Source organism: Clostridium paridis, from assembly GCF_016765615.1.
Taxonomy (GTDB): Bacteria; Bacillota; Clostridia; order Clostridiales; family Clostridiaceae; genus Clostridium_T; species Clostridium_T paridis.
Genome location: NZ_JAESWA010000005.1, coordinates 51,294 through 65,954, shown reverse-complemented (window position 1 = coordinate 65,954; position 14,661 = coordinate 51,294). Strand labels below are relative to the sequence as shown.

General features: G+C 31.4%; 14 protein-coding genes. All 14 read right to left on the bottom strand.

All coding sequences use genetic code 11. The features are described from left to right. Window positions 1-361: 361 nt before the first annotated feature. The gene (locus JK634_RS01440; protein ID WP_202765853.1) at window positions 362-1,084 is read right to left on the bottom strand and encodes an NAD-dependent protein deacylase; all 723 of its coding nucleotides are present in this window, start codon (window positions 1,082-1,084) and stop codon (window positions 362-364) included. A gap of 136 nt (window positions 1,085-1,220) precedes the next feature. Next, window positions 1,221-1,871, bottom strand: coding sequence for a ribulose-phosphate 3-epimerase (locus tag JK634_RS01435; protein ID WP_243425533.1), 651 nt, complete (start codon window positions 1,869-1,871; stop codon window positions 1,221-1,223). Window positions 1,872-1,912: 41 nt separating this feature from the next. Next, on the bottom strand, window positions 1,913-2,569 hold the full coding sequence (locus JK634_RS01430) for a transaldolase family protein (RefSeq protein ID WP_202765852.1): 657 nt from the start codon (window positions 2,567-2,569) through the stop codon (window positions 1,913-1,915). Window positions 2,570-2,600: 31 nt separating this feature from the next. Continuing rightward, entirely contained in the window at window positions 2,601-4,118 is a 1,518-nt protein-coding gene (locus JK634_RS01425) for a phosphohexomutase domain-containing protein (protein WP_202765851.1), read from the bottom strand. 22 nt (window positions 4,119-4,140) lie between these two features. Further along, on the bottom strand, window positions 4,141-4,587 hold the full coding sequence (gene rpiB / locus JK634_RS01420) for a ribose 5-phosphate isomerase B (RefSeq protein ID WP_202765858.1): 447 nt from the start codon (window positions 4,585-4,587) through the stop codon (window positions 4,141-4,143). Between the two features lie 129 nt (window positions 4,588-4,716). Next, window positions 4,717-5,388: a ribulose-phosphate 3-epimerase gene (rpe, locus tag JK634_RS01415; RefSeq protein WP_202765850.1), complete on the bottom strand. Its 672-nt coding sequence runs from the start codon at window positions 5,386-5,388 to the stop codon at window positions 4,717-4,719. 43 nt (window positions 5,389-5,431) lie between these two features. After that, a complete protein-coding gene (locus JK634_RS01410; RefSeq protein ID WP_202765857.1) occupies window positions 5,432-6,367 on the bottom strand; it encodes a transketolase C-terminal domain-containing protein in 936 nt (311 codons plus the stop codon). Continuing rightward, entirely contained in the window at window positions 6,363-7,181 is an 819-nt protein-coding gene (locus JK634_RS01405; RefSeq protein ID WP_202765849.1) for a transketolase, read from the bottom strand. Before JK634_RS01405 ends, JK634_RS01410 begins: the two co-directional genes overlap by 5 nt. Before the next feature lie 21 nt (window positions 7,182-7,202). Continuing rightward, complete coding sequence (locus tag JK634_RS01400; protein ID WP_202765848.1) at window positions 7,203-8,234, bottom strand: alcohol dehydrogenase catalytic domain-containing protein; 1,032 nt, start codon at window positions 8,232-8,234, stop codon at window positions 7,203-7,205. A gap of 13 nt (window positions 8,235-8,247) precedes the next feature. Further along, a complete protein-coding gene (locus JK634_RS01395; RefSeq protein ID WP_202765847.1) occupies window positions 8,248-9,288 on the bottom strand; it encodes a galactitol-1-phosphate 5-dehydrogenase in 1,041 nt (346 codons plus the stop codon). Window positions 9,289-9,332: 44 nt separating this feature from the next. Further along, window positions 9,333-10,604 carry a PTS galactitol transporter subunit IIC gene (locus tag JK634_RS01390; protein WP_202765846.1) on the bottom strand — a complete coding sequence of 424 codons (1,272 nt, stop codon included), beginning with the start codon at window positions 10,602-10,604 and terminating at the stop codon, window positions 9,333-9,335. A gap of 80 nt (window positions 10,605-10,684) precedes the next feature. Beyond that, entirely contained in the window at window positions 10,685-10,963 is a 279-nt protein-coding gene (locus JK634_RS01385) for a PTS sugar transporter subunit IIB (protein WP_207753567.1), read from the bottom strand. A gap of 24 nt (window positions 10,964-10,987) precedes the next feature. Beyond that, window positions 10,988-11,461, bottom strand: coding sequence for a PTS sugar transporter subunit IIA (locus JK634_RS01380; protein ID WP_202765845.1), 474 nt, complete (start codon window positions 11,459-11,461; stop codon window positions 10,988-10,990). A gap of 74 nt (window positions 11,462-11,535) precedes the next feature. After that, window positions 11,536-14,466 carry a sigma 54-interacting transcriptional regulator gene (locus JK634_RS01375; RefSeq protein WP_202765844.1) on the bottom strand — a complete coding sequence of 977 codons (2,931 nt, stop codon included), beginning with the start codon at window positions 14,464-14,466 and terminating at the stop codon, window positions 11,536-11,538. Between the last annotated feature and the right edge of the window lie 195 nt (window positions 14,467-14,661).

Here is a 14,661-nt window from a genome sequence, read left to right as displayed (position 1 = left end):
ATCTAACTCAAAAGATTACGTTGACTTAAGTTTATTTCTAAATCTTACTTCATTTCCTCTGTTTAATTTTCAAAGACCAGTTTGTTTGTTTATCCCCGTGTCTCTTAGGGACAAGTAATATCTTACCACATATATTTCGTCATTTTTCTACAAAAAGCCTATTTTTCCAACCTCACTATCCAAATACTCTAAATTCCTATTACTTTCTAAGTTTTCTTACTATTGATACACCAGGTAATGTATACCGTAATTTATAATGATTTATTATCTAATTAATGAATTTTGTGTAATTTCTCCTATAAATCAATCTATTATTACGACAATAAAAAAGAACTCCAACTGTAGTTAGAGTTCTTTTTATTTATATGACTTGTTTTAAAGTCTCCCCAATCTTCTCATTAATTACAACCTCTGCTGCTCCATCATATTGAGTAGATGTTTTATTAATTAATATTAGATGCTTTCCATTAAAATATTTAATTAGCCCTGCTGCAGGATATACTGTAAGAGAAGTACCTCCAATAATTAAAGTATCTGCTTTAGCTATAGCTGAAACTGCTCCATTAATAGTATCTTCGTCTAAACCTTCTTCATATAAAACTACGTCCGGTTTAACAGTTCCTCCACACTTAGTGCAAGTAGGTACCCCTTTTGAATTAACAATAAAGTCTGCATCATAAAATGAATGACACTTCATACAATAATTTCTATGAACTGATCCATGAAGTTCAAAAACATTCTTACTTCCTGCCATTTGATGAAGTCCATCTATATTTTGAGTAATAACAGCTTTTAGCTTCCCCATTTCCTCTAATTTTGCTAAAGCTTTATGTGCATCATTAGGTTTAGCATCTTGATATATTAGTTTCGCTTTATAAAAAGCAAAAAATTCTTCAGGGTATCTCATGAAAAAGGTATGTGACACTAATTGTTCTGGAGTAAATGTTCTATTTAATTTTTGGTTAAACAAACCATTAGCACTTCTAAAATCAGGTATACCAGACTCTGTAGATACTCCAGCACCTCCAAAGAATACTATGTTATTTGAATCTTTAATTATTTCTTTTAATCTTTCTATACTCATAGTCTCACCTCAAGTTTTATATACTATTTAAATTATACCACTTAGTAGTATTAGTATCACAAAACTTCACATCTTTTAAAATAAAAACCTTTGTAATTCATTTATATGAACTACAAAGGCTTTAAAACTCCTGAGTTTATGCTCGAAGTTTAGTCGCTTTATCCTTAAAGCTTATTCCATTATTATTAAATAGTGCTGAAGTTCCTAATACATATATATCTACATTTCTATTCTTTAAGTGTTCCATTGTTATGCTATTTATACATCCATCTACTTCAATCTCTGGCCTCTTCGCACCTTTTTTTAACATTTCATTTAATTTATCAATTTTATCTAAAACTTCATATCTAAATTTTTGACCCGCAAAGCCTGGATCAACTGTCATCATTAATATCATATCAACCATGGATAAATACTTTTCTATTTTTTCGACAGGTGTTTCTGGGCTAATTGCTAATGCAGGCTTTATTCCGTATTCTCTTAATAATGATATATCTCTTTCAACATTTTCACTTGCTTCGATATGAAAAGATATATACTCAGGTTTTAAGTATCCATACATTTTTATATATTTTTCAGGATTCACTGTTGCTAAATGTATGTCTAGAGGTATATTTGTATACTTTTTTATAGCTTCTAAAACATAAGGTCCCATAGCTAAATTATTTACGAATATGCCATCCATTACATCACAATGTAGTAAATCTATTTTTGCTTCTTCTAATTTCTTTAGTTCATTATATAACTCTATCTGATTTGCACACATTATTGATGCTGCTAATTTCAATATAGTACACCTCCCTATAGATTTTATCTAATAATCCTTTGCTATCTACCTAATTCTTCAAGCTCATACCCATCTTTATTGAACTTATCAACACTAGCTACTACTAATTGTTTATTTAACATCTGATTTAATATATCATAAGGTATTGTTACTGTATGTGCTCCTGAAAAAATTGCATCATTTACTTGATTTGGATTCTTAAAACTTGCTGCAACAATTTTTGTGTCTACCTTATTCTCGTCAATATACTTTCTTATTTTGTTAATTACCTCATAAGGATTAATATTGTTACTCTCCATTCTATTTACATAAGGAGCAATATAATCACAACCTGCAAGCACACTAATTATTCCTTGCTCAACTGAACATACAGCAGTTGCCAAAATAGGAGTATACCTATTTTCTCTTTTTATAGAAGTTATTACTTTCATACCTTCAACTGTTGCAGGAATTTTTAGGACAATTCGAGTTGAATCAATCTGTAGAATTCTTTTACAGTCATTATAAATTTCATCATGAGTTTCTCCTACCGCTTGTACAAAAAGCATTTTAGAGTAAGCTTCAAATATTTCATTTATAATAACTTCCCTGTTCTTTTTTTCCTTTAGTAGTAATGTGGGATTAGTCGTAACCCCTTTAAAAAATCCTAAAGCTGATATCTCCTTTATCTCGCTAATATTTGCTGTATCTAAGAACATTTTTTTCTTCTCCTTATATCAGTGTTATATTCTAGCCTATATTTTTCATGTCTGATGAATCTAACATCTCATACTTTTCTATGAAAGGATTCAATACTTTAAGTATTTCTTTAATACCACCTTTAGAATCAGATTCAATATTTAAAGGTAATACGGGTTCATGTAATGAAAGTCTTAATAATAGCCATCCATCTCCATTATTCTTATCACAATTAACCTTTAATCCTTCGTAATTCTTTTCTTCAATACTCCATCCATCTATTGATGTTGCATACTCTTTTAACTCATCAATAATTTTCTGTCCATAAGCTTTAAAGTCTTCTGTTTTTATTTTCAATCTAACATCGGAGCTTTCCAATGGATTTTTAAGCCTATCAATTAACGCTGCTATGCTTTCTCCTTCTTCTTTCAGTTTAGCCATTTTAATCAATATTTTAGCTATTAGATATGCTCCATCATCGAGGAAATAATTTTCTTTTAATGCAGCATGTCCTGAAGTTTCGATAGCTAATTGACTATCTTTCCCCTCATCATTTAGTCTTTTAGACTCATTTATTACGTTTCTATATCCTCTTTTAAATCTGTGATGAACTCCACCGAGATCTGTTATAAAATCTCTTAATCCATTAGATGTTACTGAATCTGTAACTATAATTGACTTTGGATGCTCTTCTAAAACTATTGCTGATATTAGTGCAATTAGCGCATTTCTATTAATCTCAGTTCCATCTGCACTAACAATTGCAGCTCTATCAACATCAGCATCAAATATTATCCCAAGATCTGCCTTACTTCTTAAAACAGCTTCCTTAATTGCTTTCATAGCATCATTATTCTCTGGATTAGGAATATGATTCGGGAACATCCCATCAGGATTTAAGAATTGACTTCCCTCGATATCCGCTCCTAATTCTTCTAATACTTTATTTGCAAAAAATCCGCCTGCTCCATTTCCAGCATCAACAATTATTTTAAAATCTTGTAGTGGCTTGTTATAATTATTTTTTGATTTCACATCACTTCTTATTTTATTTACTAATATATTTGCATATTCATCTATAAAGCGGACAATTCTTAATACTCCTCTTGTTGTATACATCATTTCAGAATCACATGCTATTTCTAATATTTCACTGATATCTTCCTTTTCACATCCACCTTTAGGAGTAAAGAACTTAAGCCCATTATAGAAATAAGGCAAGTGACTTGCAGTAATCATTATAGCCCCATCACATTTATAGTCATCTAAAATTGTTGTCATGAACATAGCTGGCGTGGTACTCATTCCGCAATCATACACATCACATCCAACATTAATTAATAAATCAATTAAAGCTTCTCTGATTTCTGGTCCTGATAATCTTGAATCCATTCCTATAGCAATCTTAATCTTCTCATCATTATTCTTATTTTTCTTAATCCATTTAACAAATCCATTCCCAATAAATCTTACAGTTGTAGGTGTAAGGTTTACTTTATGTTCTGAAGTTTCAATAGCTATTCCTCTAATATCAGTACCATTTTGAAGCCTCTTAAGCTCTTCCATCATAATAATTCCTCCTAGCTATTAATTAAAATTCACCTTGTTCTATTTTTTCTACTAAAGCTAATCTTTCGCTATGACGTCCACCTTGAAATTCTGCATTTATCCATGTATCTACTATATCTAAAGCTAGACCTTCCCCGGTTACTCTTTCTCCTAAACATAAAATATTAGTATTATTATGTTCTCTTGTTGCTTTAGCTGAGAATGTATCCCCAACAACTGCTGCTCTTATACCTTTAAATTTATTTGCAGCTATTGACATTCCTATTCCAGTACCACAACATAATATACCAAGATCACATTCCTTTGATATTACTGATTTTGATACCTTTATAGCATATTCAGGATAATTAACACTTTGTGCATTATTAGTTCCAAAATCTTCTACTTCAATATTTTTTCCTGCTAAATATTCCTTTATAGCATTTTTCAATCTAAATCCGCCGTGATCGCAGCCAATAGCAATTTTCATATATATCAACCTTCCTATTCTTACTAAGTTATTTTTCATTGTAAATACTATTTTCACGTAGTATAATTTATAAAAGAATAGGAGAATACTCGCAATATTCTCCTACCTTTATATTTTCTGATGTGGGGGCTATGGGATATTCTTAATTTCACTTATTACATTTTCAAACAAGTCTATATTTTGAGACAAGTCTTGTTTAAATAATGATGACCCTATAACAATGTCTCTAGCTCCACAATCTATAACCTCTTTAATGTTATCTAATGTTATTCCCCCATCTACTTGAATAGTAAAATCAAAATTTCCTTTTTTCTTAATTTCATTAAGTTCTTTAATTTTATCTAAAGCTATTGGGATGAATGATTGTCCGCCAAAACCTGGTTCAACTGACATTATTAATACTCTATTTACTAGAGGATAAATATGTTCTAAACAACTTATTGGTGTTGCTGGATTTACTGCTACTCCTGCTTTAATACCAAAACTTTTTAGGTAATGAATACTTTTATACATATGAGTTGCAACTTCAGCATGTATTGTTATGCTATTTGCTCCAGCTTCCACAAGTGGCTCAACAAATTTATCAGGATCTGTTACCATCAAGTGAACATCAAATTCAATATCTGTTAACTTTCTTAATGCAGCTACTTGATCTAATCCAAAGGATAGATTTGGAACATAATGTCCATCCATAATATCTATGTGTATTGCTTTGATATTTTTTTCATTAAAAACTTTAAAATCTTCTCCATAATTACATACGTTTGCTGACAATAATGATGGTGAAATTATTACTTCCATAACTTACTCCCCCGTTTTATATTTTATATCTCTATATTTTTAATTAACCTAAAACTATCTTTTTAACTTCATCTATTAAATGTTCTTTTGTAAGTCCATAGAATTCCATTAAATCTTTTGGTTTTCCTGATTGACCGAATGTATCATTCATTCCAAGTCTTTTTACAGTTGCTAAGTTTTCTTCACTTACTACTTCACATACTGCAGATCCAAGTCCACCAATTATGCTGTGTTCTTCTATAGTTATTATTTTTCCAGTCTTTTTAGCTTCTGCTACAATTAGTTCCTTATCTATAGGTTTAATTGTTGCCATGTTAACTACTGATACATCAATACCTTCCGCTTCAAGTTCATTACTAGCTTCAAGTGCCATTTCTACAGTAATTCCAGTTGCTATAATAGTAGCCTTGCTTCCTTCTTTTAGTAATTCACCTTTACCAATTTTGAAGTTGCAACCATTTGGATGAACATCCTCAACAGCCATTCTACCAACTCTAATATATACAGGTCCGTAATATTCAGCAGCTGCTTTTATAGCTTCTTTTGTTTCTGCTCCATCACTAGGATTTATAACTACCATTCCAGGTATACTTCTCATTAATGATAAATCTTCTATAGCTTGATGTGATGCTCCATCTTCTCCAACTGTTATACCAGCATGACTTGCAACCACCTTAACATTTAACTTAGGATAAGCTACTGAATTTCTTATTTGTTCAAAAGCTCTTCCTGCAGCAAACATTGCAAATGTTGATGCAAATGGTATTAATCCAGTAGTTGCTAAACCAGCAGCTGTTCCAATCATATTAGCTTCAGCTATTCCCATATTAAAGAATCTTTCTGGTGCAACCTTTTTGAAATCTGCACTTTTAGTTGACTTTGACAAATCCGCATCTAGTACTACTATATTTTCATTAGTCTTTCCTAATTCTGATATAGCTTGGCCATATGCTTCTCTTGTTGCCATTTTCATATTAATTACCTCCCTTGATTTCCTTTAATGCTACAACTAATTCTTCCTTGCTTGGTGCAACTCCATGCCATCCTGCATTGTTCTCCATAAATGATACGCCTTTACCTTTTACAGTCTTAGCAATAATCATAGTTGGTTTTCCTTTAACTGTCTTTGCTTCATCTATTGCTTTTCCTATTTGCTCAAAGTCATGTCCATCTATAACTATTACATTCCATCCAAAAGCTTTAAACTTTTCATCTATTGGATTAATATTCATTACGTCTGAGTTTTTACCATCAATTTGTAGTCCATTGAAATCAAGAAATGCAGTTAGGTTGTCTAATTTGTAATGAGCTGCTGCCATTGCTGCTTCCCATACTTGTCCTTCTTGACATTCTCCATCACCTAAAATTGTGTAAACTCTATATTCTTTATTCTTAACTTTTCCAGCTAAAGCCATTCCATTTGCAGCAGATAATCCTTGGCCTAAAGAACCAGTTGACATATCTATTCCAGGAATTGCTTTCATGTCTGGATGTCCTTGTAATATAGAATTTATTTGTCTTAGTTTACCAAGCCATTCTTCTCCGATAACACCTTTTTCCATTAATGTTGCATATAATCCAGGAGCTGCATGTCCTTTTGCTAGAACAAATCTATCTCTATTAGGATCCCTTAAATCATCAACATTTATATTCATTTTTTCAAAATACAATACTGTTAATATATCAGCTATTGATAGAGATCCACCTGGATGTCCTGATTGAGCTTCTGTTATCATCACTAATATTTTTTCTCTTATTTTTTGCGAATGTATTTTCAATAAATCAGCATTCATAACAACACTTCCTTCTATAAATTAAGATCTAATAACTACTTTTATTTCATTGCCTTGCATTGCTGCATCTATTCCGTCTCTCCAGTTATCTAGGTCTACTATCTTTGTAACTAAAGTTTCTGTATCAACCTTTTTATTCTTTAAAAGATCTAAAGAAATTTCCCATGAGCTTGGTTTTTGTGACCTACAACCAATATATCTAATTTCCCTTTGAATAATTAATTCTTGGTTCATTTCATTTAGAGTTTTAGCAAATATTCCAACTTGTACGAAATCTCCTTTTTTCTTAACAAGCTTTAATCCTTGATTTACTGCATGTATAACACCTGAGCAATCAAAAACCTTATTAACTCCGTAATTGTTTGTTTTCTCCATTACGATTTGCTCTAAATCTTCTTGTTGTAAATCTACAGCTCTGTCTATTCCTAATTTAGTTGCTAAATTTAATCTTTCTTTATCCTTTGTAACTCCTGCTATGATTACATAAGCTCCTTGAGACTTTGCTACTTGGCTTAAAAGTAATCCTATTGGTCCAGGACCAAATACTAAAACTACATCTTCTTTAACTACAGTTGTCTTCTCTAAAGCGGCATGTACACAACAAGCAAGAGGTTCTGTTAACGCTGCAGAAAGTGATGTTACATTGTCTGGAAGAACATGTACACTTTCTTCTCTTGAGATAACATATTCTGCAAAACTTCCGTTAACTTGAGTTCCAATTCCTTTTCTTGATGAGCATAGATTATAGTCTTTGCTCTTACAGAAATCACATGTTCCACAAGTTTCGAATGTTGTTTCGCTAGTAACTCTGTCACCTACTTTAACGCTACTTACATCTTCTCCAACTTCTACTACTACTCCTGCGAATTCATGACCTAATACTACTGGAGTTTTTATATTTCCATATTCACCTTTGAAGGAGTGAAGATCTGATCCGCATATACCACTATACTCAACCTTAATCTTTACTAAGTTCTTCTCAGCCTTTGGTTCTTCTATATCTAATAACTCCATGTTGTCATATCCTGGTTTAGTTTTTGTTAGTGCTTTCACTTAAATTCCCCCTTTAGCTTTGTACTATCATTATCTTGTTATATTCTTCTTTTCTTTCTTTAATCATTTCGAAAGCTTTTGCTGTATCTTCTAAAGAGAATCTATGTGATATAAGCTCCTTAAGTTTTATTTTCTTTTGTTTTACATATTCTATACTCTTAACCCATTCTTGACCTGGGAATGGAGCTGAATATGAATTCCAGAAACCTTGTAATGTTAATTCTTTTCTAAATATTCCTTCAAAAGCCTTTTCTGATAATTCTATACCAGCATGTCCAATGCCTTGAAATCCTATTTTTCCTTTTTTCTTAGTTACTAGTAAACATTGTTCTTGAGTGATTTTGGAACCTGCACTCTCAATACAAATATCTACCCCTAAACCATTAGTTAATTCCAATATTTTATCTACAGGATTTTCTTTTAATGCATTTATTCCAATATCTGCACCTAGACTAATTGCTTCTGATATCTTTTTATCTGAAATATCTACTGCAATTATCTTTTCAACTCCTGTAACCTTAAGCCATTGTATTGTAAGTTGTCCTATTGTACCCGCCCCTAATACTGCAACTACATCACCTAGTTGAGGTTTAATATTAAGTACTCCATGTAGTGCTACTGCTAGTGGCTCTATCATAGCTGCTTCTTCATAATCAATGTCACCAATCTTTAGTACATTTGCTGCCTTAACATTTGCATATTCAGCAAAACCTCCAAAAGATTGAGCTCCTAACATACCATGATTTTCACAAAGTGAGAAGTGTCCTTTTTTACAATATTCACATTCATAACAAGGCTCGAATGGAATAGCGACTACTCTATCGCCAACTTCAACATTTGTAACATTTTTACCCTTTTCCACTACATATCCTGAGAACTCATGTCCTAAGATTGCAGGTAGAGGATATTTCCAACTCTTTAGTGCTCTTGGAGGATCTGACCCGCATATTCCTGCCGCCATAACCTTTATTTTAACTTCATCATCTCCATAAGGCTTTATGTCAATGTCTTCATACCTTATATCTCCTACTGAGTGCAATACTGCTGCCTTCATAATTTCCTCCTCCTAAATTTATATTATTTTATATATTTAAAATTCTAGAATATAGCTTTAGCTACTTCAGCAAATTTTAATATTAACCAGTTAAATAAGTTACCACCCATATCTAAACTTGATATTTGAGTTGCTCCATTTGGCATATGGAAGTTTGCATTTGCCATCATTGAAGTGTGAACATCTGCAAAGTTTGTTGCCATGAATAATGATATAGCTATCAATATAGTTCCTGTTATTACAGAGTGAACAATATTTCCTTTTCTAAATCCAACGATAAATGCCATATAGAAAGGTATAGTTGCTAAGTCTCCGAAAGGTAATACTTTATTTCCTGGTAATACTACTGCTAATAATAAAGTAATAGGAACTAGTATTAATGCTGTAGCCATAACTGATGGATGACCAACTGATACAGCTGCATCTATACCGATATATAATTCTCTACCAGCATATTTCTTTTGAAGCATATTTTTAACTGCTTCTGATATTGGAATTAAACCTTCCATTAATATCTTTACCATTCTTGGCATTAAAAGCATAACTGCTGCCATTGATATACCTGTTTTAAATATTGCTCCACCATCTTGACCTGCAAGTGCTCCAAGTATACATCCTAATATTAAACCCATCATCATAGGTTCTCCGAATATACCAAATCTCTTTTGAATTGATTCAGGATCTGCATGTAATTTGTTTATTCCAGGTATTTTTTCTACTACTTTTCCGATTAAGTATCCTAAAGGTGCAAAAGCTGCAGTAGATCCAGTTGGAAGTGATATACCTTCAAGTTCATAGAAATCTCTAACCATTGGTGCAGTTTTATCTGCTACTACTAAAACAATAACTTCATATAATACTGCACAAAGTATTGCAAACCACCAGCTACCAGTTACTATATATCCAGTTGCTCCTGCTGCAACAAAGTGCCAATAGTTCCAGATATCAATATCAAGAGTATTTGTAAGTTTAAAGAAAATCATTATTAAGTTTACTACTAAACATATTGGTATAAGAATAGCTGCAACTGGTGAAGCCCAAGCTGCCGCAGCTGCTGCTGGCCATCCAGCATCTATTACTGTTAGGTTCAAGCCAAATCTTGCAACCATGTCTTGTGCTACAGGTCCTAATGTTCCTGTTAAAAGTCCAGCTACTAAATTAATTCCTACGAAACCAATACCAATTATTATTCCTGATTTAAATGCTTTTTTGAAACCTGTTCCAAATATTAATCCGATAATTAAGATTGCGATTGGCAATATTGCCGTTGGTCCAATTCCTAAAATGTACTGAACAATTCCCATAAGTTTATCCATTATAATTTACCTCCTAAATTTTTTTATTTTTATTTAAACTGTCTTTCTACTTTTATATAAAAAGACAGATTTAAATCGTTTTACTTTAGTTGATCTAATATTTGTTGATCTAACTTTTCAGTACCAATACCAGTTATATATGCTGTTGCTTTAATAGCTGGTATTTTATAAGTTGTTGGTAAAATTGTAGTAGAAACTATTAAATCTGCCTCGTCTTGTAATGAAACTACTTCAGCTATTTTACATTGTCTTACTTCTGCATCAACTTTATTATCTTTTACCAATCTTTCTACTCTGTCACAAACTACTGTTGAAGTTGCAATACCTGCTCCACAAGCTACTAAAATACGTTTTTTCATAATTAATTCCTCCTAAAATTTTATTTATACGTTTTCTAAAGTGATGTTAGTTAATAACTCTTTTACTTGTTCCTCATCCTTTGCAGATATTATTTCCTTTACAACATCCTCCTTTTGAATTAAACTCATTAATTCTTTTAATACTTCTAGTTGACTATGCGGTTTATTTAAACCCAACATGAATATTAAACTTACTTCAGTTTCCAATGTCTCATCATCCATTTGCTTAAATCTTATTGGATTTTCTGGTACAACCACTGATATAAATTGATTTTTAACATACTCTGCTTCAGTATGAGGAATGGCTACACTGTAGTTAGATAATTTAATTCCTGTTGGGAAAACTTCTTCTCTTGACAATAATCCTTCTAAGAAATCTTCTTCAACGTATCCATACTTATAAGCTTCTTGATGCATCATCTGAAACATTTCATTTCTGCTTTTACATGGTAGATTTAGTTTTATCAATTCTTTCTTAATATAATTGCTTATTTCCATCTCTATTCTCCTTTCTAATCCAGTCACTATATTATTTAGCAATCTCCGTGCCAAGTTTTTGGCATCTTTTGATTTTATGAAAACATTTTCTTTATTTCTTTATTTGAATCCTTTGAAGCCAGCTCAATTAAAAGGTTTTCATCTCTAATCATAGAAAATAATTTTCTTATTTCATCTCTGTTATTTTCTTTAAGTGCCAACATAAAAACTAAATCTACCATTACATCCTTATCCCACTGTATTGGATTTTTTAGTTTTGCAATTGATATGGCAGGTTTTATAACATTCTCAGGCAATCCATGTGGAATAGCTACCTTATTATTAAATATTCCACTTCCCATGGCTTCTCTTTTGTAAATGCTTAATGCAAATTTCCCATTAACATATCCCTTGTTTTCTAGTGCTTGTGTCATTGTATCTATTACATCTTCCTTAGATAATGCATCTAAATCCAAGTAGATAAGTTCTTCATTAATTAACTCTCCTAAACTTTCTGCCTTCTCTTCTTCTTTTTCTTCTTCAATATATAGATCCATTAATTTTTCAATTCTACTGATTCCCTTACCACTTAATAAGCTTTCGTATGAAATAAATGGTACATTTGAAACTTTAGGATTAATGGTTCCGCAAACTGCTACTATTTCATATTCATCAGATAGTCTACTTACTTCCTCTTCTATATCGTGTTGATCTATAAAGCCTATTGGGAATATTTTTATTCCTGTATTTTTTCTATCAAGATGATTCTCAATAAACTTTTTAATATTCAATGCATTTCCTTGCCCAGTTAAGCAAACTGTCACCAATGCTTTTTTCTTATTCTTTAAGAACTCTTTATTTGCAATCTCATTTTTGAAGGTTCCTTTATATATTTTTGCTTCATTTAATTCTTTAACTATATTATCTAAATTGTCTCCTTCAATTGATGCCTTTCTTACTGCTTCTAATGCTATAAGTGTATCCACTCTTCCAATAGTTTTTGTTCTTATTCCTGTCACTTCTTGTACTACAGATGCAAACCCCCCAAGTGAACCCATATCAACAAGCAATAAACATCCTTTTCCTTCATCCACCTGCTTTACTACCTTTATAGTTCTTTCTAAAGCATCCTCTGGTGATTCATCTAGTTCAATCTCAATACCAATAGCATCATCTACACCTAGTAACTGGTTTGCAACTTCAGCCATACCTTCAGCCACATGTCCATGAGTAATTATTATGACCCTAACCTTAGGTTCTAAAATTAGTTCATCTGAGCAGAATTTCTTAATATATAATGCAATGTATCCGCATTCATCCTCTGGAATTTTAAGTTTTGTTGCTTTTTCTATCATTCTTCTAATTTTTTCTGCTATCTCAAATTCCTGAACCAATTCATTTCTACTTTTATTGATGTTTGATTTAATAATTTTTTTACCAGTTAGAATTCTTTCAATGGTGAAATTAATGTGTATTGCGAGTGCGATAAAGAAACTCTTGTTTATTACCTGATACTTTTCCCTTACTATCTTAAGTATCCCTTCAGTTATATCTATAACTTCTGGTCTAACAATTGTCTTTAACTCATTTATATTTAAAAGTTTTGCTATATTTTTATTATTCATTATCTTTCCAAGCTTATTTTCAACTTTCTCATGGAGTATCTCATCAATTTCCTCCACCTTAAGCCCCTGCTTTTCAAGTGTCTGATATTCATTTTCTATATATTGATAGATTTCATTTTCATTTATATATTGATTTATTTCATTTCTATAACCTTCCATGTTTTTTATATCAATATATAAATCATCTGTAACCAAATTCATTACTGTCTTATTCGCAGTTCCACCTTTTAAGAATGAGCTTTTAATGAAATTACTTAAATCCTCTAAATCTATAACTACCTCATCAGTATTTTTGGACATATACTTAACATAACTTTTAGCACATATTACTTGTACATCACTTTTTAATTGTCCAATATTTCCTTGACAGTTATATAACATAAGACTCATTAAAACATCTCTACAAACTAAAAGATTCTTATTAATTCTATTTGCCTCTCTTACTAAAAACATTATTAATATTTCTAATCTTTCTGATAAAGGCCTATCTATTAATTTAGGCAATTCTATAAGCATTGGAATTCTACGTCTAAATGTTAATAATAGATTTGATTCAGGGTTTTCTGTTGTTGCTCCTAATATAAGAACGTTTACTTTTCTTTCTGTATTAGTTTCTCCTAATCTTCTATACTTGCCCTTATCTATTAAATAGAATAGTATTTCCTGCCCTTCTGGTGGAAGTCTATGAATTTCATCTAAGAATAATATTCCACCGTTAGCCTTTTCAACCAATCCATCTCTATCAGCATTAGCACCTGTATACGCACCTTTAACTACACCAAACAATTGAGAAATTAATAGGTTAGGATTTTCAGCATAATCTGCACAGTTAAATATTATAAATGGTGCATCTTTTGACTTTACATTATTACTGACTGCAAACTCATACATACATTCAGCTAATTCACTCTTACCTACTCCTGTTCCTCCATAAATTAATGTATGAAGTCCATTTGGTGGATATAGTATAGCCGCCTTAGCTAAATCTATTTTGTTTTTTAAACTTCCATTAGATCCAATTAATTTATTGAAACCTGTATCTTGCGTATGCATTTTAGGTAGTAAACTTTCTTCAAGCTGATAAATTTCTTTTTCCTTTGGAAAAAAGTCTCCCTCAAATTCCTTTAATACTCTAGAAATAATATTCCTAGAAATTTTATATCCTCTATCTATCATTAATTCTGTTAATTTTCTTTCTGACACATTGGGATTTAATGATAGTATCTCTTTCAAGTCTTTTAGTAAGATATCTTTTCTTCTATCCCTTGAGTCTGGAATATTTAGTTTATTTCTTTCATTTATAACCTTTATCCTAGGCATTGATAACATATCAGCAAGTTCTTGATCTGTATAAGGATTTTTCTTGTCCTCGCTGCTAATGATCTCACTTATTTCCCTCATTTATTACCCCTCCTCTATTCTTAATCTATAGGGAACTTAAAATTAACCCTCCTCTAACTTATAATATTCGACCGATTACGACATTTTTCTGGCGTACTATAATTTTATCAGTTTTTACGATTTTTGCATTAACTTTTTGTTCATTTCTTGTTCATATTTTTACCATGTACTATGATTCGCATAACAATTTATGCC